The following is a 20869-nucleotide window of genomic DNA, read 5'->3' as shown; positions in this document are numbered from 1 at the left end:
GCTTGCGTAGTGGCGCGCTTGCGGTAATATCCGCTTTTTTTGAGATGGTTAAAGAATGATCTCATTCAACGCGTTTCGCACCCTCGGCCTGGCCAACGCCCGGTTTATCAAGCCAGAGCTCTATCTGCAGCATCGTGATTTATTGACTCAGGCCGACTGGGTACTGTTCCCCGAATACTGGCAGATCAACGCACTGGTCTATGGGCTTGGTTGTCGGATTTTTCCCAGCCTGCCGAGTTATCTGATTGGACACAATAAAATTGAGATGACCCGCGCCTTTGAAATGGTCGCACCGGGACATACTCCCGTTACTCTGATCACCGCCAACACTGATACCGAGGCCGAGCGAGTCTGGCAGAGTATGGATTTACCCTTTGTCGTCAAGCTGCCCAAAGCCAGCATGGGAGAGGGCGTTTGGCTGGTGGAAAACCGCGCGGACTATAACCGCTACCGGGGTTTGACGGATGTGATTTACGCGCAGGAGTATTTGCCGATCGATCGCGATATCCGCGTCATTGTCGTTGGCCAGCAGTCGGTTGCGGCCTATTGGCGCCACCAATCGGAGCAGGGCTTTTACAATAATGTGGCTCGTGGCGGTATTGTCGATCACTCGCCTGTACCCTTTCAGGCGGTGCAGCTGGCGCTGCAGGTGGCCCAGCGGTTGGGGGTGGATCATGCGGGTTTTGATATCGCCATGGTGGGCAGCCATCCCTACCTGCTGGAGTTTAACCGTCTGTTTGGCAACCAGGGCATACCCGGTGGCGGGGCGACCCTGACTGAGGCCATCAGCCGCTATCTGGCCGATTGCTCGGGCACCTCCCCGCGACAGATTCAGGGCGGTCCGATCGCGGTGGTACCCGAGGCCTGCTGAGCTACTGCTCGGCCAGGGCGTTGGGATTGTTCCCCGACTGCGGCACCCGCGCCGAGCGAATCAAGCTGAGAATGACCCAGCCGGTAGCGGGCTTAAAGGCCTCGTCAGCGAGATAGGGCTTGAGTTTGCCCCGCTCGTTGATACCAAAGAGCACAATGGCCTCCGGATCCTGGCGGCGGAAGTGTTCGAAAGAAAATTCCTCCGTCAGCCGTGTGGCTTTGATCTCGGCGCCTGAGTGAATCAGACTCGCCAGCTTGGCGTAGGTAATACCTTCCTGAAACAGCGGCGTGCCCTTGAGCTGGGTGGATACCTGATGCTTTTCCGACTGATTGGAGTCAGCGCTGGTGCGCACGGTAAAAGTCCGGTGAATGCCAAATTCATTGCGAAAGTGCATACCCGCAATCACATTCAATTCACGCAGCGGTGACAAGGCCAGCAAATTGCCAATGCCGGTCAACTCCAGCCGCTGGCTGGCAAACTCGGACACCGGGTTGCCATAAAAAGTCTTCAGCCCCGCCATGCGCGCCGCGCGAATGTTTTCCCAGTTGGAATCGCTCAGCAGTACTGGCAGTTCTTGCTGCTGCAGTGCCTTGCCCATGGCGCGGGCGACAGAGTTGGCCCCAAGGATTAGCACGCCCCGGGGCTCCGGCTCGACAATACCCAAGAGTTTGGCGAGCGGACGCGAAGTGGCACTTTGAAAAATGACCGTGCCCAAGATCACGGCAAAGGTCAGTGGTACCAGCATCTCGGCGCCGGGATAACCCTGCTCGGCCAGACGCAGCGCGAACAGCGCCGACACGGCCGCAGCGACTATGCCGCGCGGGGCAATCCAGCTGAGCAAAATCCGCTCGCGAAACTTGATCGTTGAGCCCAGTGTCGCCAGGGCAACGGCAATCGGCCGCGCGACAAACTGAATCACCAGTAACAGCAGCAAAGGCGCCAGCGCCACTATACTCAGCAGCTGATCCATGGGCAGTCTTGCGGCGAGAATAATAAAAAGCCCTGAGATAAACAGTATGGTGAGATTTTCTTTGAAGTGAAGGATGTTGTGAATGTGCACGCCGCGCATATTGCCAAGCCACATGCCCATGACGGTAACCCCGAGCAGCCCGGATTCGTGAGCCAGGTGATTACAAAAGGTAAACACCATGAACAGCAGGCTCAAGGTGGCCAGGTTTTGTAGATATTCCGGCAGGCGCCGACGGATAAGGATTTTTCCTAAAGCGAAGCCGGCGGCGGCACCGATGGCCAGCCCCACAATAATAATTTCGAGAAATAACAGCAGGCTGTGGCTGAAGGCTTCGCCCTGGGTTTGGGTCACTATGAATTCAAAAACCACCACCACCAAAAGTGCACCTATGGGGTCGATAACAATGCCTTCCCAGCGCAAAATGTTAGCGACCCGCTCCGAGGGGCGTACGGTGCGCAGCAGCGGGGTGACCACCGTGGGTCCGGTCACCACCATCAGTGCGCCAAAAAGAATCGACAACTCCCAGCTCAGATTGAACAGAAAATGCGTCGCTATGGCCACAATCAGCCAGGTGACCGGTGCTGCCACCGTGATCATGCGTCGTACCACGGTAGAAATATTGCCCAGCTCTTTAAAATTGAGGGTCAGGCTGCCCTCGAAGAGGATGACGGCCACGGCCAAAGAGACCAGTGGAAACAGCAAATCGCCAAACAGCTCGTCGGGCGATAGTAGGCCGGTGACGGGGCCCAGCAGGAGACCGGCGATCAGAAGAAAAAGAATGGCGGGCAGGCGGGCCTTCCAGGCACCCCACTGACACAGCAGCGCGGTGATACCTATGACCGCAATCGCCAGGGCGGTATCGTGCATACATCATCCTGTTGACGGGGAGTGTGGCTACTCATCATAGCCGATAGCGTCTAAAATGGCGAAGAAGCCTTGTCAGAGGAGATTGCTTGTGACCGATCGCGATGATTTTATCCGCAACTTTCCCGTGACGATTGACATCGATGTCCAGTGGGGTGAAATGGATGCCTTTGGCCATGTGAACAACGCCGTTTACCTGCGTTATTTTGAGTCGGCCCGGATCGCCTACATGCGCCATGTCGCCGGGCGCGGCGTCTTTGACTTGAGCCGTATTTTGCCGGTGTTGGCCGATACCAGTTGCCGTTTTTTACGCCCGCTACGCTATCCGGACCATATTACCGTCGGCTGTACGATTACCGAATTGCACGAGTACGGGTTTTCTCAGGAGTACGAAATTTTGAGCGCCGAACAGCAGCGGGTGGTGACCACAGGCGTTGCGCGCATTGTCTTGCTGGACAAACACTCCCAGCAAAAAGCGCTGGTCGGCCCTGAGCTGCACGATGAAATTAAACTGCTGGAGTCTTTGCGCTAGTGGCCGTCTTGCTGATGAAAACCGGTGGCGCCAGCGCCGAGGAAGTCGATGGCATGATCGTGCGCCTGGATGAGGCGGGAATTGCCAATTATACGACCGAAGCCGGGCGCTGGCGACTGGGTGTGGATGGGCTGTGGCTGGTCCATAAGGAAGAGCTGGACGAGGCGACAAGCCTGTTGGCGGCCTATCAGCGCGAGTTCTCCCGTGACTCGAGGGAGTGTTATCGGGCTATGGCGGCCAGAGGCGAGACCGGCTTTGGCCACCAGTTAAAGCGCCACCCCCTGAAAGTGTGTTTGGGGCTTGTGGGGGTGGCGGCCATTCTTGCGCTATCGATACTGCCGTTTATACGCGGGCTGTAACTCGGCGTTTCAGCTTGAACAGGGATGCGCCGGCAAGCGCCAGCAGTCCAAACAGCCCGAAGCTGCCACCGCCACCGCCGCCACCACCACTGTTACCGCCGTCGCCGCCGGAGTTGCTTTTGGTGGTGAGTTTGGGGCTTAAGCCGTCCGCGGTGTCGGGGCTGGCATCGAGAACGACGATGTTTTGTATAAGGACAATGTGATCCTCGGTGACTGCGAGCTTATCGTCGTAGTCTTCTTGCGAGTAGTTACGTATTGGCATGTTTTCAAGCGGGAAATCACCCAAAAAATCATCTCCCGAGAAATTTCCAAATTTCAACTTTGCAATGGCATCCACAATAGCCATACCATTTCCCGTTACCTGACCAAACACAGTAAACCCCTGATTCTGAGAATCCAGGTTCTTACTGTTGTCGGCTAGATTGAAAAACCACTGATTTGTCGCGCTGTTGGGTTTGCCTCCCAACTTTGCCATTGCAATCGTGCCCCGCTGATTGGAGTAGACAGGTTCGTTGGTGACAGGATCGTTTGCAGGAATAGCTTTTACCGTGTCTTCCTCCAAATCGAAGCTAAACCCTCCGCCCTGGACGACAAAGTTGGGGACGGAGCGTTGTATAAAGGTATCTTCGTAGGCTCCAGATTCAACATACTCCAGAAAGTTAGCGACCGTCTCCGGTGTTTTCTTGTCGAACAGGTTAACTTCAAAGTCGCCCATCACGGTTTGAAACTGTACGGTGGTGGCGTGTGCGGGCGTCAGTGCCAGCATGGTCAGTGCAATCCCTGCAACAGCGTTACGAGACAAAGTCATAGTGGTTCTCTGCGGTTGTGATTATTGGCGAAAGAGCCTAGCAAAACCAAAGGGTGTAAAGTGTAAGAAAGTGTAGAGAGGGTGGCAGTTGCCTATTTTGTGTGCAGCTGATGCATGGCTTTGTTCCACTCGCCCTTGGCGATCAGTGGCAGCACATCGATAGCCCGGTCGATAGCGGCATCAATTAAGGTTTGCTCGTCAGTGCCGGCGCGCTTGAGTACGTGGCCGGTGACTTGTGAGGCGTGCCCCGGGTGGCCAATACCGATGCGGATGCGGCCAAAGTTTTTGTTGTTCCCCAAGGCGCTGATGGTGTCGCGCAGGCCGTTGTGTCCACCGTGTCCACCACCGATTTTCAGGCGGGCTACACCGGGTTCCAGGTCGAGCTCGTCGTGGGCAACGAGGATGGCCTCAGGGGCGATTTTATAGAACTGCGCCATAGCGGCTATGGCTTTGCCGCTGCGGTTCATAAAGGTGGTCGGGTAGAGCAGATGTACGGTGCGATTACCCAGCGCAATACGCGCAGCTTCGCCAAAGAATTTTTTGTCGGGGGAGAGGCTGGTGCCCGCCTGGCGAGCCAGTTCGAACACCAGATCGGCGCCAGCGTTATGTCGAGTGCGATGATAGTCGGGCCCGGGGTTACCCAGGCCCACAATCAGCTCAACCGGTGTGTCCATAACGCCGGGCTCCGGTAGGGGCTTACTCGCTGTCGGCTTCGCCTTCGGCGTCTTCGTCAGCGTCGTCAGACACGCCTTTGGGCTTGTTGACGGCAACCACTGGTTGGTCGTGGTCAGCACCGTGCGACAGCTCGACAGAGGTCACGCCCTTAGGCAGCTTCAGGTCGGAGATGTGCAGTACTTGACCCACTTCCACCTCGGCCAGATCCACTTCGATAAACTCGGGCAGATCGCCTGGCAGACAGGTGATTTCCAGTTGCACCATATTATGTACGATCTTGCCGCCTTGCAGCTTAACGCCTTTACAGGTGTCTTCGTTCAAGAAGTGCAGCGGTACACTGGTGTTGAGTTTCTTGGTTTTGGAAACGCGCATAAAGTCGGCGTGAACGATCTGCGGCTTGGCCGGGTGGCGCTGCAGGTCTTTGAGGATCACGTCTTCGGCTTTATCGTCAATCACCAGAGAGATGATGTGCGAGTAAAACGCTTCGTTTTCCAGTTGTTTAACCAGGTCTTTGTGGCTGAGACTGATGCTGGCGGGGTTTTTCTTACCGCCGTAGACAATCGCCGGAACCTGGCCGTCGTTACGACGCAGGCGGCGGCTCGCACCTTTCCCCTTGTCGCCACGACTGGTGGCATTCAATACAAAATCTTCACTCATTGTGAACTTCCTCAGTTGATTCCACGCAGGTCCGCGACCAGAACTCTGCGGGGGTTGCAGTATGCCGCACAGGGCGGCTGTACATCCGAGCGAACCGACTAGCGGAACATCGCGCTCAGAGATTCTTCGTTGCTCAGGCGGCGCACCGCCTCAGCCAGCATTTTTGACAGGGTCAGAACCCGCACGCGATCACACTGCTGCGCGCTCGGGCGCAGGGGGATCGAGTCGGTCACCACCAGCTCATCCAGCACTGAGGCATTGAGGTTATCAATGGCCTTGCCCGAGAGTACCGGGTGAGTCGCGTAGGCGACGACACGGGTGGCGCCCTGATTTTTCAGTGCCTGGGCGGCGTTGCACAGGGTCCCTGCGGTATCGACCATGTCATCCACCAGCAGGCAGGTGCGATTCTCGATCTCACCGATAATATTCATAACCTCGGCGACGTTGGCGCTGGGGCGGCGTTTGTCAATAATCGCCAGGTCCACACCCAACTGTTTGGCCACCGCGCGGGCGCGAACCACACCGCCGATATCCGGTGATACCACCACCAGATTTTCAAATTGTTGCCGCTCGATATCTTCGAGCAGCACCGGTGAGCCGTAGACGTTGTCTACCGGCACATCGAAAAAGCCCTGAATCTGCTCCGCGTGCAGATCGACGGTCAGCAGTCGGTCAATGCCGGCACCCACCATCATGTCTGCTACCACCTTGGCGGTGATGGGCACCCGCGCCGAGCGAACACGTCTGTCCTGACGGGCGTAGCCAAAGTAGGGCACCACGGCGGTAATGCGGCCGGCCGAGGCGCGGCGCAGGGCATCCACCATAACGATCAGCTCAATCAGGTTGTCGTTGGTGGGCGCACAGGTCGGCTGCACCACAAACACATCCCGACCACGGACATTGACGTTGAGCTCGACGGCGACTTCGCCATCGCTGAACTGGGAGACGGAAACATCGCCAAGACTCATTCCCAGCTGGTCGACGATCTTCTGCGCCAGAGCGGGGTTGGCATTGCCGGTAAAGACCATCAAGTCCGTCACGTCAGGTACCCTTTCGTTGTCCAATGTTTTTTGCCTGCTTATTTTACCGGCCTGGAGGCAGATAAAACAAAAGCACTGTACCCAGGGTACAGTGCTGTGATGTTATCCCGGCATCAGTGCCAGAGTGAAGTCAGGGAGTTTAGTCTTCAGGCTCTAGCAAGGGCGCTAGAGTTGCGCCGCCAATGGGTACCGAGGAAAATATGGCTGGGGCGGAAGGATTCGAACCTTCGCATGACGGGATCAAAACCCGCTGCCTTACCGCTTGGCTACGCCCCAGTAGTTACTCAGTCAGAACCCAGATCAAACAGTGGCGAATGGCTGATGCCTTTGGCGACAAAACCGGGCAATTCCGGTGGCGCTTGGGCCAGTGCATTGTGCGCTTCGCTTTCGCTGTCAAAGGGTGCGAATACGCACGCTCCTGTTCCTGACATTCTCGCATGTGGTGAGAAATTTCTCAACCAAATCAGTGCGTTATCAACTTCGGGATAAAGCGCTCTGACCAGAGGTTCACAGTCATTTTGACCACCCCCCTGCGAGAAGGCCGCTACTTTAATGGGGCGTGTGTCTCTTGTCAAATCTTTGTGTGAAAAAATTGTTGCGGTGCTGACGTGGCATTTGGGGGCGAGAATCAGGTACCACAGGCGCGGCGTTTCGATGGGCGTCAGGCGCTCGCCAATGCCCTCGGCCCAAGCGGTTTGCCCGCCAATAAACACCGGTATGTCAGCGCCGAGCGGTGTTGCCAGTTGCATCAGTTCGCCGCGCTTAAGCCCCAGTTGCCAAAGCCGGTTGAGGCCGATGAGCGTGGTGGCGGCGTTGCTGCTGCCGCCGCCTATGCCGCCGCCCATGGGCAGGCGCTTGTCGATGCGAATATCCGCTCCGGGTACATCGCCCGCCCGGCGCTGCAGCAGGCGGGCCGCGCGCACGATCAGATTGTCTTCGTGGGCAACGCCGGCAAAGGCGGTGTGCAATACAATCTCGCCGTCGCGGCGCGCCGTGAAGTGCAGCTGGTCTGCGTAATCGATTAGCTGAAAAAGCGTTTGCAGCTCGTGGTAGCCGTCGCTGCGTCGGCCCGTAATGTGTAAAAACAGGTTGAGTTTGGCCGGGGCGGCCAGGCTCAAATCAGTCACGTTCCAGGCTCCACTCGTGTACCGCCAAGGTCAGGCGAATCTCGCTGCCGTCGGTGAGCGGGCGCCTCGCGACGACCAGCCCCGGCAAATAGAGCGATTCAACCTGGCGGTAGCGGTCGTAGCGCAGCTGCCAGCCCTCTTGCTGAAAGCTGCGGGTGAGCCCGAGCGGGCCGACCTCCAGCTGTGCGACGGGTGCGCCGGGTTCTGTCAGGCCCAGCACCCAGGAGCGCAGCGCCGTGACCGGCAGCTCCCAGCCAGTGCTGTCGAAAATCAACTGCTCCGCTGAGGCGGCCTCCAGGGGAGGCTCGCCTGCTTCGGTGAGGGTAACACCGGTGGGGTCGCCGTCGATGTCAATGCGTCCCTGGCCGAGTGGACCCGACAGGGACAGCCGGTAGCGCTCGCCGTCTTGCTCCCAGCTCAGGCGGGCCGAGCCGCTGTCGCCGGGCAGGCGCACGCCGATTTTAGCGCCGAGGCGCCAGTGCTCCAGGGCTCTCAGCGCCTGCTCGTGGGCGGCGCGGTCCAGTGCCGATTCCGGCGTCTGGGTGGGAAGTCGCGCACAGCTTGCGAGTACCGCCAGGCTAAGGCCTACGAGTGTGCGCCACACAAGGTTTCGCGAGTTCGTCATTGATCAGCCGGTGTTGCGGTGAGGCCCTCGGCGTCGATCTGCAGTCTTTCGAGCGTCTCGAGTATGTATTGGCTGTCCGGCTGCAGTGCCAACCCCTGACGCCAAATGTCGCGGGCGTCTTCGGTCATGCCTGAGACCCACAGCACCTCGCCGAGATGGGCGGCAATTTCGTGGTCCGGGTAGAGCTCCATGGCGCGGCGCAAATAGCGCAGGGCGATATCCAGGTTGCCCAGGTGGTACTGCACCCAGCCCATGCTGTCGATGGTGGCCGGGTCGTTCGGCTGGAGCTCCAGGGCGTGCTTGATGTACTCGTAAGCTTCGGCGTAGCGGTCGGTGTTCTCTGTGAGTATGTAGCCGAGCGCATTCAGGGCGCTGGCGTTGGCCGGATCGTACTGCAGCAGGGTGCGCAGGTCGTTTTCGGCTTGTTCATGTTGGCCGAGCAGATCGTGCACCATGCTACGGGCGTAGAGGTAGGTGCTGTTTTCCGGCGCTCGGGCCAGCGCGTCGTTGAGCAACGTGAGAGCCTGCTCTAACAAATCACTGTTTTGCAGTTGCTGGTTGTACACCAGCGTCAGCTGCACTTGTTCGGGTTCGGGCAGCAAAGGCAGCAGGCGCCGGTAGTGGTTGTCGGCGCTGGCAGTATTGCCTTCGGCCAGATAGAGGGCAAAGATACGGGCATTGGCGCTGGCAAACTCATCGCCAGGCTCTACCTCCTGGTAGTGCTTGAGAGCCTCGCCGATGTCGCCGCGCTCCTGGGCGAGCCGGCCGAGATAAAAATGTGCAGCGCTGGTGTTTTGATCCAGCTCCAACAGGGCGTAATAAGCGCGCTCAGCGGTCTCGGTATCGCCGCGCTCCTCGGCGATCAGAGCCAGAGCTCTCTGCAAGTCGGGGTCGCGCGGGTTGCCCCTGGCCAGTTGCTGAAACTGCTCCTGGGCCGCCTCCAGATCGGAAAAGCTCAGGAGTCTCGCGTATTGCAAGCGGGCTCTGGTGTTGCCGGGCTCGGCGGCCAGGCGCTGTTCCATCAACGCCAGCGCCTCGTCGTTGCGCTCGAGCTGGTGCAGCAGGCCGGTGGTGAGCACCAGGGCGTGGGTGTTGTCCGGTGCCTTGGCCATCGCCTGTTCGGCCAATGCCAGGGCCTCTTCAGCGCGGCCTTGTTGCTGCAGTAGCAGGCCGGTGCCAATCATCAGCGAGGCATTGTCCGGGTCACTCTTGCGCAGTTGCTGGTATTGCTCCAGCAGCAGCTCGCGTTGGGTATCGGTCACCTGCTGGGCGTTGGCGGCGATGCTTTGCAAAAGGGCACCATTATCGCGGGTGTTGGCGCCTTTGGTGGCCTCGAAGGCCTCCAGTAAGCGGTCGGCTTCAATCAGGGTGAGAATGGCGGCCGCCTGCGCGTCCTGGTTTTCCCGATCGGCCTGGGCCCAGATGCCGGCGGAGCGCAGTGCAGCATCCTCATCGCCAAGGTAGCGGGCAATCATGTAGGCGCGCTCGGCCACCTGGGGGTCGCCGGTTTGCTGCGCCTGCTGCAGGTAATTGGCCAGTGCCACATCAAAACGGCCGCGGCTGCCGGCGATTTCAGCGCTGAGCAGCGCATAGAGAGTGTCACTGGTAAAGGCGCGCGGCGGTAGGGGTGTCGGTGGCTCTGGTTCGACCGGCGCAGTGGCGACCGGCTCTTTGGGGGGCTCGGGTGGCTGCGTCGCACAGCCGAAAAGTCCGGCGACGATCAGCGCCGATGCCACCATGGATACTGCTTTCATTTGACCTTCCCAAACTCTGTATCTGCGACACCTGAAGCCATTACAGGGGGCGGCAGGTGTGTAAAATGCCTCTTGTCAGCGGGCGTTGCTAGCTGGACAATGACGCCCCTTATCATCGGCACCGACTGTTCATTGCATGACATTATTGGCGTTTGGCATCAATCATACAACCGCTCCTCTCCATATTCGAGAGCGGGTTGCCTTTGCGCCCGAGGCCATCACCCCGGCGCTGGCGGAGGCTATTCGCCGCGCCGGTGCCCGCGAAGTGGCGATCCTCTCCACCTGCAACCGCACCGAGGTCTACGCCGAGTGCGATGGCGATAGCCAGTTGCTGCTGCAGTGGCTGGTCGAGCACACCGCCATCAGCGCCGATGAGCTGCAGCGCTGTCACTATCTGTGGCAGGGCGACGACGCTCTGCGCCATATGATGAAAGTGGCCGGCGGGCTGGACTCGCTGGTGCTGGGTGAGCCTCAGATTCTCGGGCAGATGAAGTCCGCCTACTCGCAGGCGCGTGAGGCCGGCGCCGTGGGTGCCTGCCTGCACGCGGCGTTTCAGCAGGTTTTCGGGGTTGCCAAGCAAGTGCGTAGCAAGACCGCCATTGGCCAGAACCCGGTGTCCGTGGCCTATACGGCGGTCACCCTGGCGCAGCAGATTTTCTCGGATTTAAAACAGGACACGGCTTTGCTCATCGGCGCAGGAGAAACCATTGAACTGGTGGCTCGTCATTTAAAGGAGCAAGGCGTGCGCCACCTGATGGTCGCCAACCGGACGCTGGATCGGGCGCAGGCCTTGGCCAGTGAACACGACGGCGAGGCGGTGCTGTTGTCGCAGATCCCCGAGTGTTTGCACCGCGCCGATATTGTGATCTCATCCACCGCCAGTCAGCTGCCGCTACTGGGCAAGGGCGCGGTGGAAAAAGCGCTGAAAAAGCGCAAGCACAAGCCCATGTTTATGCTGGATATTGCCGTCCCGCGGGATATTGAGGAGCAGGTGGGCGAGCTGGACGATGTCTACCTCTACACGGTGGACGATCTGCAGGCGGTGATTGATCAGAACCGCAAGGGGCGCGAAGAGGCTGCCAGTCGCGCCCTGGATATTATCGAGCTGGGGGTGGAGGCCTATCGGCGCGAGCAGCGCGCGCTGGATGCGGTGGATACCATCAAGGCCTATCGGAAAAAAGCCGATGAGCTGCGCGCGCAGGAGCTGCAAAAGGCCATCAAACTATTGCGCTCGGGGGTGGATGCGGAAAAAGTCGCCGGCCAGCTGGCCCGCAACCTCACCAACAAGCTGCTTCACGCCCCCACCACGGCCCTGCGCGAGGCGAGCGCCAATGGCCAGTATGATACGGTGCGCCTGGCCCACGAACTTTTTGCCATTACCCAAAACGACATTGATAACAGCGAGACTGAATGAAAGCGTCAATTCTGGAAAAACTGGACAAACTCAGCGAGCGCAGCGAAGAAGTCAGTGCGCTTTTATCGGATGGTGACATCATTACCGATCAGGATAAGTTTCGCGAGCTGTCCAAGGAGTACGCTGAGCTTGAGCCGGTGATGGCCACCTACAACGCCTACCGCACAGTGCTGGATGACCTGCAGGAGGCCCACTCCATGCTGGATGAGGGCGACGCGGAGCTGCGCGAGATGGCGCGCGAGGAAATCGACACCGGCGAGGCGCGCAAGGCGGAGCTGGAAGTGGAGTTGCAGACGCTGCTGCTGCCCAAAGATCCCAATGACGATAAAAATGTGTTTCTCGAAATTCGCGCCGGTACCGGTGGCGACGAAGCGGCGATTTTTTCCGGTGACCTACTGCGTATGTACTCGCGTTATTGCGAGCAGCGCGGTTGGCGCATTGAAGTGCTCAGTGAAAACCCTGGCGAGCACGGTGGTTTTAAAGAAGTGATTACCCGGGTCAGCGGCACCAATGTCTACGCCAGTCTTAAATTTGAATCTGGCGCCCACCGGGTGCAGCGTGTGCCTGAAACCGAGTCCCAGGGGCGGATTCACACCTCGGCCTGCACCGTGGCAGTGATGCCCGAGGCGGACGAACTCGAAGAGGTGAACATCAATAAGGGCGACATTCGCGTGGATACCTTTCGCGCCTCGGGCGCCGGTGGTCAGCACGTCAATAAAACCGACTCGGCCATTCGCATCACGCACCTGCCCACCGGCATCGTAGTGGAGTGCCAGGACGAACGCTCCCAGCACAAAAACCGTGCGCGAGCCATGAGCCTTTTGGCCGCCAAACTGAAAAGTGCTCAGGAAGAAACGGCCGCCGCCTCCAAGGCGGAAGAGCGGCGTTTGCTGGTGGGCAGCGGTGATCGCTCCGAGCGCATTCGCACCTACAACTTTCCCCAGGGCCGGGTGACTGATCACCGCATTAACCTCACGCTCTACAAGTTGGACGAAGTCATGCAGGGCGCGCTGGATGAAGTGGTGGGACCGCTGACCCACGAATACCAAGCCGACCAATTGGCGGCACTGGCCGATTGATGCTGACAGTCGCCGAGGCGCTCAGACAGGCAGCGCGACTGAATGACGTCAGCGACAGTGCCCGGCTGGACACAGAAGTGCTGCTGGCCTGGGTTCTGGGCAAATCCCGCAGCTATCTCTACACCTGGCCCGAGGCGACCCTGGCCGGTGCCGAGCAAGAGCACTTTGAGGCGTTAATGGCGGCCCGCGAGAGGGGCGAGCCCATCGCCTACCTGGTGGGTGAGCAGGAGTTCTGGTCACTGCCGCTGAAGACGGCGCGGCACACCCTGATACCCCGCGCCGATACTGAATTGCTGGTGGAGCAGGCGCTGGCTCTGGCGCTGCCGGCCGAGGCCCGTGCCCTCGACCTTGGCACCGGCACCGGCGCCATTGCGCTGGCGCTGGCGAAAGAAAAACCGCGCTGGACAGTGCTGGCCGTGGACCGGGTGGCAGAGGCGGTGGCGCTGGCACGCGAAAACGCCCGGCGCTTGCAGCTGGGAATCACCGTCCTTCAGAGTGACTGGTTTGCCGCCCTTGAGGGCGAGCCAGGTTTTGATTTGATTGTCAGCAATCCGCCATACATTGATGCCGATGATGCGCACCTGGCACAGGGTGATGTACGTTTCGAGCCCACGTCGGCGCTGGTGGCCGGAGGCGCCGGGCTCGATGATCTGCGCGCGATTGCCGAGCGGGCCCGCGGTTTTTTGAATCCCGGCGCCTGGTTGTTAATGGAACACGGCTGGCAGCAAGGGCAGGCGGTGCGGGATCTGCTGAGCCGGCTGGGTTATGAGGCCGTTCGCACTCACCTGGACCTCGCCGGCCATGAGCGAATCACCTGTGGAGCCTGGCCTCATGGCTGATCTTAGCGACGAACAACTGCTGCGCTATTCCCGCCAAATTATGCTGGGCGGTGTGGACATTGAAGGGCAGCAGGCACTGTTGTCATCGAAGGTATTGGTGCTCGGCCTCGGCGGGTTGGGCGCGCCGGTGGCCATGTATCTGGCCGCCGCCGGAGTGGGCGAGCTGATCCTCGCCGATGACGATGTGGTGGAGTTATCCAATCTGCAGCGGCAGATCATTCACCGCACAGACGCCATCGGCAAGGGCAAGGCCGAATCGGCGCGCGAGGCGTTGGCGCAGTTGAACCCGGATGTCAGGGTTACCTTGCTCGCCAAGCGCCTGGACACCAAGGCGCTGACCCGGGCGCTGGACGGCGTGCAGGTGGCCGTGGATTGCTCGGATAATTTTACCACTCGCTTCGCTCTCAACGCCGCCTGCGTGGCGGCCGGTATTCCGCTGGTTTCCGGCGCCGCTATCGCTCTGGAAGGGCAGGTGGCCGTGTTTGATCCGCGGCAGGCGGCGAGCCCCTGCTATCGCTGTCTGTACCAGGAGCAGCGCGATGAACAGCTCAGTTGTGCAACCAGTGGTGTGCTCGCCCCCTTGGTGGGCATCATTGGTTCCGTTCAGGCCCTTGAAACGATAAAGTTGCTGACTGGATTGGGTGAAACCCTGGCGGGTCGGGTGCAGTTTTACGATGCTTTCAGAGGGCAGTGGCGAGAAATGCGTCTGCCGAAGGACCCCGAGTGCCCGGTGTGCGCGCAAAGAGATCAATAACAAGAGAACGTGGAATAGGGACGATGGATAATAATCAAACCACTTATAAAATTGTATTGCTGGGGGCCTTGCCCGGTGTTGTGGATGTGCAAGCGCAGGCGGGATTTGCCAAGTTGTTTAATTTACCCGCCGACAAAGTCGAAGCGATTTTTGCCAAACCCAGGCGTGTGTTAAAAACCGGTTTATCAAAGGAGCAGGCTCAGCAGTACCTGGATCGCCTGTCCAAAGTCGGTGTTGCCTGCGACATGCTCGAAGAGCCCAAACCGGCGCTGGATACCTCGGCGTTTGCACCACCGCCCGGTGCCACCGACGCTGGGGGAGGCGAAGCGCCCCAGGCACCGCCCGTCTCCTCGGCCGCTGCCGGCGAGCCGCGTGAGGTGCCCTTTGTGTTTACCGGCAATGGTTTTGAATATTTTAAAATCTGGATCGTCAACATCGTCCTTTCTATTGTGACCCTGGGCATCTACTCGGCTTGGGCCAAGGTGCGCAACCAGCAGTACTTCTACGGCAATACTTACCTGGACGATGTGAGTTTTTCCTACACGGCCGACCCGGTCAAGATTCTTATCGGACGCATCATCGCGTTTGTGTTTTTGGTGGTCTACACCGTGGTGGGTGAAGTCAGTCTGGTCGGCGGCTTGATCATGGCACTGTTGCTGGCGTTTTTTCTGCCCTGGGTTATCTGTAAATCCCTGCGCTTTAACGCCCGCTACTCAAGCTATCGCAATGTGCCCTTTTCGTTTCGCGGTCGCGTCGGGGAAGCGGCTATGGCCTATTTGCTCTGGCCTTTTTTGGGATTGATTACACTCGGCGTGCTCTTCCCCTACGCCTACTATCAGCAGAAAAAATTCATTTATCGTCGCCATGGCTATGGCACCACGGACTTTGCGTTTTCCGCTACCGTGGGTGAGTACTACAAAGTCTTCCTGCTGACCTTGGGGATCTATATTGTCGTGGGTGGTATCGCGGCCATTCTCGGCGGTTTGGTCCATCCCTTTGTGGCGATGGGACTGACACTGATCGCCTACTTTTTTGCCTTTGCCTACTTTGTTGTGGCCTTGGCCAACGTCAACTACAACGCCATCACCTTAAAAGATCATGCGCTGAGTGCAAACTGGGATTTGAAAGATTACACTTGGCTGTTGGTGAGCAACACCTTAATGACGCTGATTACCCTCGGGTTGTTTATTCCCTGGGCCAAGGTGCGCACGGCCCAGTTTAAAGCCACCTACACCCAGGCGGTGTTTGTCGGTGATATGGATGAGTTGGTGGCGGATGAGCGCGACAAGGTCAATGCCCTGGCTGAATCTGTGGGTGATCTTTTCGATATTGAAATCGGCTTTTAACCGGAGGCGCCTGTGCAGATTCATGGCCGCTGGTACGACGGCAAAAGCTCAAAGTCCACCGAGGCAACTCTGGCGGTGGCCCACGACGGCCAGCTTGAGGTGCGCGATCAAGCCGCGCACTCCTTGTTGGGCGAAGCGCACGCCAGCGCGGTGAGCCTGTCATCGCGCCTTGGCAACAGCGCGCGGTTTGTTCGCTTTGCCAGTGGGGCCGCCTTTGAAACCACCGACAATGCGGCCGTGGATCAGCTACAGCGCCAGTGGCAGCCGGGACGCTGGAGGGGCGTGTTGCACAAGCTGGAGTCGCACCTAGGGCTGGTGGTTTGCTCGGCGGTGTTATTGGTGGGTCTGGCCTGGGCCGGTGCCCTCTATGGCGTGCCCGCCACGGCCCGGGTGATCGCGTTTAGCCTGCCACAAGACACCCTGGACAGAGTGTCCAAGGAAACCCTGGGCCTGCTCGATCGTATGCATTTCTCGCCGAGCGAGTTGCCCGAGCAAACCCGCAACCAGGTGCGGGAGGAGTTTGCCCCCGTGCTGGCGCAGTTTCCCGAGCTGCCGCTGAAAGTGGAGTTTCGCAAAGGCAGCGAGCAGATAGGCGCCAATGCCTTTGCTCTGCCCGATGGCACGATTATTTTTACCGACCAGATGATCGAGCTGTCGAAGAGTGCGGACGAACGCGGCGCGATACTGGCTCATGAAATTGGCCATGTCGCGCTGCGCCACAGTTTGCGGGCGGTGATTCAAAACGCCGTTATCGGTTTTGTCTACGTCACCTTGGTGGGTGATGGCAGCGCCATGGGCGATTTGCTGATTGGTTTACCGGTGTTGGCAACCACGCTGGCCTATTCACGCGGTCACGAATCCGAGGCCGATGCGTTTTCTGCCGAGTACCTCGATCGCGCCGGTATTGATCGTCAGGCATTTGTGGATGTTATGCAACGCCTGGGCGAGACCATGCGCTGTCGTTACCTGATTGATGAGCAAGAGGATGTCAGCTACGAGCAGCTCTCTGACAAGGAGCACTTGGCGCTGTGCGAAACACTCGCCGCGGAGCAGGGCGAAGACACGGACAGCAGCTGGATGGGCTATCTATCGACCCACCCGGAGCTAGAAGAGCGGCTGGAAGATTTTCGCAGTCTCTGATCAGAACAATGGATGATCAGTTCGACTGGGCCTTTGCCTGACCAAAGAAGGCTTCCTTGACCTGCTGATGCTGTTCGGCGCGCAGACGAGGACCATATTGGGTGACCACCTGGGTCGCCGCCATATTGGCAAACTCACCGGCGCGGATCAGGCTCTCGCCTCGGCTCAGCGCGTAGAGAAAGGCACCAGCATACATGTCACCGGCACCGTTGGTGTCTATGGCTTTGGCTTTTTGGGTGGGAATCTGAGTGACCGATTCGCCGTCGAACACATAGGAGCCCTCGGCGCCGCAGGTGATGGCGAAGGTCTTGGCAATTGCTTTGAGTGCCTCTATGGCGTCGTTCAGTGTTTCGCTGTCGGTGTAGCCGAGCGCTTCATCGCGATTGCAGAACAGCAGGTCGACGCCCGGGCCAATCATCTCTGCCAGCCCGTCTTTAAAAAAGCGCACCATAGCCGGGTCCGACAGACTCAGTGCCACTCGGGTGTTGCGGCTTTGCGCCATCTCGCGCAGGGCAATGGCGGCGGCGCGGCCCGTGTCTGAGCTGACCAGATAGCCCTCAATATACGCCCACTGCGAAGCCGCAATGGCCGCTTCATCCAGCTCGGCGGTGGAGACGGTCTCGCTGATACCGAGAAAGGTGTTCATGGTGCGCTCGGCATCGGGGGTAATCATCACCAGGCATTTGCCGGTAATACCGGCACTGGTGCCGATGTGTCTGGGATAGCTGACGCCGGCGTCCTCAATGTCCTTGAGATAAAAGTGGCCGTTGTCGTCATCGGCCACTTTGCACGAGTAAAAGTTGTGACAGCCGAAGTAGCCGGCGGCAATAATGGTGTTGGCACCCGAGCCGCCGCTGGCGCGCTGGGAGGCCACCAGATGATCTTGTAGATAGGCAATCAGCTCGCTCTGGCGGGCTTCATCCACCAGAGTCATGACCCCTTTGTCCACACCCATGCTGGCCAGGTCCGCGTCAGTGACGGTGATTTCAGTATCCACCAGCGCCGCGCCGATGCCGTAGATGTGGTATTGCTGGGTCATAGTGAGCCTCGAGGTGAACGCGAATAGGACCGGGATGTCGGACAGTTCACGTTGTGCGATTGTAATCAGCCGCACATTATGCAAAATAAGCGCGCCCTTATCAAAGCGCGAAGCCCAACTGAGCCACTATGACCAAACGCCGTACGCCCGCACCGCGCCGCCGCTCCCGCAAAAAAGCGCCTGCCAGGAAAACCCACGCCCGCTCGCTGGCGAAAATCCTCTTTCTCTACGGTCTGCTGGCGGCGGTGATCGCCGCCGGCCTGTGGGTGGTGTACCTGGATGTGATTGTCCGTGCGAAGTTCGACGGCAAGAAGTGGGCCCTGCCGGCGCGGGTCTACGCCCGGCCGCTGGAGCTATACGAGGGCCTGAGCCTGACGCCCAATCTGCTGGAGCGGGAGCTGGATGCGCTCAGCTACCGGCCGGTGGCCTCGGTGACCCGTCCGGGCTTTTTCAGCCGCCACACCGCCGGCGGCTACACCCGCTACCGTATCTACAGCCGTGGCTTTGAGTTCTGGGACGGTCGCGACAAGGCCTTGTTGTTTGATGTGGTTCTGGGGCCTACAGGGGTGGTCAGCCTTACCAGCGACGACAAACCTCTGCCGCTGGTGCGTCTGGAGCCGGAGCAAATTGGCGGCATCTATCCCACACAAAAAGAAGATCGGCTGCTGGTGCAGCTCAAAGACCTGCCGCCGCTGCTGGGCGAGACACTGCTGGCCGTGGAGGATAAGCAGTTTCTCGATCACTACGGGGTATCCCCCACCGCCATTGCCCGGGCCGCCTGGGTCAACTTGCGCTCGGGTGATGTGGTCCAGGGCGGCAGTACTCTTACCCAGCAGCTGGTGAAAAATTTCTACCTCACCCACGAGCGCAGCCTGACCCGCAAGGCGCAGGAGGCGGTGATGTCGATTTTGCTGGAATTGCACTTCAGCAAATCGGAAATCCTCGAAACCTACATCAACGAGGTGTTTCTCGGCCAGAGTGGCGTGCGGGCCATTCACGGGTTTGCCTTGGCCTCACAGTATTATTTTCGCCAGCCGGTCTCCGAGCTCAATACCCAGCAGGTGGCGCTGTTGGTGGGGCTGGTCAAAGGTGCCTCTTATTACAATCCCTGGCGCAACCCCGAGCGGGCGACCAAACGGCGCAACCTGGTGCTTAGTGTGATGCACCGCGATGGCCTGATCGACAGCGCCGAACTCAAGCGCGCCCAGGCTGCCCCTCTCGGGGTGGTGGAACCCGGCCAAAACGCCCAGACCACCTATCCGGCGTTTGTCGATCTGGTTAAGCGCCAGCTGGCGAGGGACTATCGCGAAGAGGATCTGCGCAGCGAAGGCCTGCGCATCTTCACCACCTTGTCGCCCATGGTGCAGCGCCAGGCGGAGGAGGCCGTTGCCACGCGCCTGAGCGAGCTGGAAGCAGGCTACAAAACCGAGAATCTGCAGGCTGCCATGGTGGTGACCTCCGTGGGCGCGGGCGAGGTGCTGGCACTGGTGGGGGATCGTAACCCGCGCTACGCCGGTTTTAATCGGGCGCTGGACGCCAAGCGGCCGGTCGGCTCACTGATGAAACCTCTGGTGTTCCTCACCGCCCTGGAGCAGCCGGCCAATTATCACCTGGGCACTCAGGTGTCCGACGAGCCGGTCACGGTGCAGAGCGACGATGGCAAACTGTGGCAGCCGCAGAACTATTCCCGCCAGAGCCATGGCCAAGTACCACTGCTTGAAGCGCTGGTGCAATCCTATAATCAGGCCACGGCCCGCCTTGGGATGCAGCTCGGTTTGCGGCAGGTGGCTCACACCCTTGAGCGCGCCGGCTTTGATGGCTATATCCCGCCCGTGCCGGCCATGACCCTGGGGGCTATCGATATGTCTCCTATGGCGGTGGCCGGGGTGTATCACACCCTGGCGGCAGAGGGCACCTACACCCCACTGCGCGCTATTCGCGACGTGCTTACGGCTACCGGCGAGCCGCTCAAGCGCTATCCGCTGCAGATTGAGCAGCGCTTCAGCGCCGAGGGCGTGTTTGCCTTGCAGTACGCCATGCAGGCGGTGCTGCGCGAGGGTACCGGGCGGCAGGTATACCACCGCTTTCCGGCCGATTTGCCACTCGCGGGTAAAACCGGTACGACCAACGATCAGCGCGACAGCTGGTTTGCGGGCTTCAGTGGCGAGCATCTGGCGGTGAGCTGGGTCGGGCGTGACGACAACGCCGAGACACCCTTGACCGGCAGTGGCGGCGCCCTTAAGGTCTGGGCGGATTTAATGACACAGCTGCCCACCCGGGGCGTGAACATCACGCCGCCCGAGAGCACCGTGTTCGATTGGGTTGACCGGCACACAGGGCTTTTAAGTGCCGAGGGTTGTGAGGGTGCCATCTGGGTGCCCTTACACAGTGATTATTTGCCTGCCGAGTCGGTGCCCTGCCGGCTCGAGCGCCGCGAGCGCCAGGGCAGTTGGTGGCAGAGGTTTTGGAATTGATGATAGCTAGAAACGGTTTAGCGGGCGGCACTCTTTTCACTATGGTTTTGTTGGCTGGTTGCGCCAGCCAGCCCGGCGCACCTGTGAGCGATGCCGGAGAAAGCCGTGGCGGTGTGCTGGATACCCGCCCCGCTGGCGCGCCAGAGCAAACCGAAACGCCGGCCGAGGACAACAGCGGCTGGCGCCTCAGCCAGCCAGAACCTGCAAAGCCGGCGCCACCACCGGGGGGCAACAGCGATTCGGCGGTTAACGCATTGCTGGGCCAGGCGGAGCGTTACTACGGCGATGGGGACTATCAACACGCTATCGCCAGCGCCGAGCGAGCCCTTCGCATTGATCGGCGCAGTGCCCGTGCCTATCTGCTGTTGGCGCAGAGCTACTGGCGGTTGGCTGTGCCGGCTCAGTCCGAACAGTTTGCCCGCCAGGGCCTGCGCTACAGTGGCAGTGATGCCTCACTGACGCGGGCACTGGAGACTGTGCTGGCGCAGGTGGCGCGCTAGCG

Annotated in this window: 20 protein-coding genes and 1 tRNA gene; 11 read left to right on the top strand and 10 right to left on the bottom strand. The window is 59.6% G+C overall.

Going from position 1 to position 20869, the window contains the following annotated elements; all coding sequences use genetic code 11:
• Positions 1-55: 55 nt before the first annotated feature.
• Entirely contained in the window at positions 56-871 is an 816-nt protein-coding gene (locus tag QWI16_RS07345; RefSeq protein WP_302712139.1) for an ATP-grasp domain-containing protein, read from the top strand.
• Position 872: 1 nt separating this feature from the next.
• Here QWI16_RS07345 and QWI16_RS07340 read toward each other — a convergent pair whose 3' ends face one another.
• Positions 873-2708, bottom strand: coding sequence for a cation:proton antiporter (locus QWI16_RS07340; protein WP_302712138.1), 1836 nt, complete (start codon positions 2706-2708; stop codon positions 873-875).
• Between the two features lie 88 nt (positions 2709-2796).
• Here QWI16_RS07340 and QWI16_RS07335 point away from each other — a divergent pair, with 88 nt between their 5' ends.
• Positions 2797-3237 (top strand): acyl-CoA thioesterase, encoded by a 441-nt coding sequence (locus tag QWI16_RS07335; RefSeq protein ID WP_302712137.1) that lies wholly within the window; start codon positions 2797-2799, stop codon positions 3235-3237.
• Complete coding sequence (locus QWI16_RS07330; RefSeq protein ID WP_302712136.1) at positions 3237-3596, top strand: DUF6164 family protein; 360 nt, start codon at positions 3237-3239, stop codon at positions 3594-3596. Before QWI16_RS07335 ends, QWI16_RS07330 begins: the two co-directional genes overlap by 1 nt.
• Here QWI16_RS07330 and QWI16_RS07325 read toward each other — a convergent pair.
• The 8 genes from QWI16_RS07325 to QWI16_RS07290 all read right to left on the bottom strand — a co-directional run bounded on the left by QWI16_RS07325 (position 3580) and on the right by QWI16_RS07290 (position 10282).
• Positions 3580-4404 (bottom strand): peptidylprolyl isomerase, encoded by an 825-nt coding sequence (locus tag QWI16_RS07325; RefSeq protein ID WP_302712135.1) that lies wholly within the window; start codon positions 4402-4404, stop codon positions 3580-3582. The genes QWI16_RS07330 and QWI16_RS07325 overlap by 17 nt on opposite strands.
• 92 nt (positions 4405-4496) lie before the next feature.
• Positions 4497-5078, bottom strand: a complete 582-nt coding sequence (pth, locus tag QWI16_RS07320; RefSeq protein WP_302712134.1) for an aminoacyl-tRNA hydrolase — start codon at positions 5076-5078, stop codon at positions 4497-4499.
• A 22-nt stretch (positions 5079-5100) separates the two neighbouring features.
• On the bottom strand, positions 5101-5736 hold the full coding sequence (locus QWI16_RS07315; RefSeq protein WP_302712133.1) for a 50S ribosomal protein L25/general stress protein Ctc: 636 nt from the start codon (positions 5734-5736) through the stop codon (positions 5101-5103).
• A 98-nt stretch (positions 5737-5834) separates the two neighbouring features.
• Positions 5835-6764, bottom strand: coding sequence for a ribose-phosphate pyrophosphokinase (locus tag QWI16_RS07310; protein WP_441294556.1), 930 nt, complete (start codon positions 6762-6764; stop codon positions 5835-5837).
• A 213-nt stretch (positions 6765-6977) separates the two neighbouring features.
• A tRNA-Gln gene (locus tag QWI16_RS07305) sits at positions 6978-7052 on the bottom strand.
• An 8-nt stretch (positions 7053-7060) separates the two neighbouring features.
• Positions 7061-7903, bottom strand: a complete 843-nt coding sequence (ispE, locus tag QWI16_RS07300; RefSeq protein WP_302712132.1) for a 4-(cytidine 5'-diphospho)-2-C-methyl-D-erythritol kinase — start codon at positions 7901-7903, stop codon at positions 7061-7063.
• Complete coding sequence (gene lolB / locus QWI16_RS07295) at positions 7896-8507, bottom strand: lipoprotein insertase outer membrane protein LolB (RefSeq protein ID WP_302712131.1); 612 nt, start codon at positions 8505-8507, stop codon at positions 7896-7898. The genes ispE and lolB overlap by 8 nt, the downstream gene beginning before the upstream one ends.
• Before the next feature lie 17 nt (positions 8508-8524).
• Positions 8525-10282, bottom strand: coding sequence for a tetratricopeptide repeat protein (locus QWI16_RS07290; protein WP_302712130.1), 1758 nt, complete (start codon positions 10280-10282; stop codon positions 8525-8527).
• Between the two features lie 136 nt (positions 10283-10418).
• Here QWI16_RS07290 and hemA point away from each other — a divergent pair, with 136 nt between their 5' ends.
• The 6 genes from hemA to QWI16_RS07260 are packed head-to-tail and all read left to right on the top strand — an operon-like array spanning position 10419 to position 16854.
• Positions 10419-11696: a glutamyl-tRNA reductase gene (hemA, locus tag QWI16_RS07285; RefSeq protein WP_302712129.1), complete on the top strand. Its 1278-nt coding sequence runs from the start codon at positions 10419-10421 to the stop codon at positions 11694-11696.
• Entirely contained in the window at positions 11693-12775 is a 1083-nt protein-coding gene (gene prfA / locus QWI16_RS07280) for a peptide chain release factor 1 (RefSeq protein WP_302712128.1), read from the top strand. The genes hemA and prfA overlap by 4 nt, the downstream gene beginning before the upstream one ends.
• A complete protein-coding gene (gene prmC, locus QWI16_RS07275) occupies positions 12775-13614 on the top strand; it encodes a peptide chain release factor N(5)-glutamine methyltransferase (RefSeq protein WP_302712127.1) in 840 nt (279 codons plus the stop codon). The genes prfA and prmC overlap by 1 nt, the downstream gene beginning before the upstream one ends.
• Complete coding sequence (locus QWI16_RS07270; RefSeq protein WP_302712126.1) at positions 13607-14368, top strand: HesA/MoeB/ThiF family protein; 762 nt, start codon at positions 13607-13609, stop codon at positions 14366-14368. Before prmC ends, QWI16_RS07270 begins: the two co-directional genes overlap by 8 nt.
• 23 nt (positions 14369-14391) lie before the next feature.
• Entirely contained in the window at positions 14392-15714 is a 1323-nt protein-coding gene (locus tag QWI16_RS07265; protein ID WP_302712125.1) for a YjgN family protein, read from the top strand.
• 12 nt (positions 15715-15726) lie between these two features.
• Positions 15727-16854, top strand: coding sequence for a M48 family metallopeptidase (locus QWI16_RS07260; protein WP_302712124.1), 1128 nt, complete (start codon positions 15727-15729; stop codon positions 16852-16854).
• A 16-nt stretch (positions 16855-16870) separates the two neighbouring features.
• On the opposite strand, the gene QWI16_RS07255 is transcribed toward QWI16_RS07260, so the two are convergent.
• Positions 16871-17893: an adenosine kinase gene (locus QWI16_RS07255; protein ID WP_302712123.1), complete on the bottom strand. Its 1023-nt coding sequence runs from the start codon at positions 17891-17893 to the stop codon at positions 16871-16873.
• Positions 17894-18021: 128 nt separating this feature from the next.
• Here QWI16_RS07255 and mrcB point away from each other — a divergent pair, with 128 nt between their 5' ends.
• Together mrcB and QWI16_RS07245 are read left to right on the top strand one after the other, a co-directional pair.
• Positions 18022-20367 (top strand): penicillin-binding protein 1B, encoded by a 2346-nt coding sequence (gene mrcB, locus QWI16_RS07250; protein WP_302712122.1) that lies wholly within the window; start codon positions 18022-18024, stop codon positions 20365-20367.
• Positions 20367-20867, top strand: a complete 501-nt coding sequence (locus QWI16_RS07245) for a tetratricopeptide repeat protein (protein ID WP_302712121.1) — start codon at positions 20367-20369, stop codon at positions 20865-20867. The genes mrcB and QWI16_RS07245 overlap by 1 nt, the downstream gene beginning before the upstream one ends.
• The last annotated feature ends 2 nt before the right edge of the window (positions 20868-20869 follow it).

It is taken from the genome of Gilvimarinus algae, assembly GCF_030518215.1.
GTDB lineage: Bacteria > Pseudomonadota > Gammaproteobacteria > Pseudomonadales > Cellvibrionaceae > Gilvimarinus > Gilvimarinus algae.
This window is presented reverse-complemented; position numbering and strand designations above follow the sequence as displayed.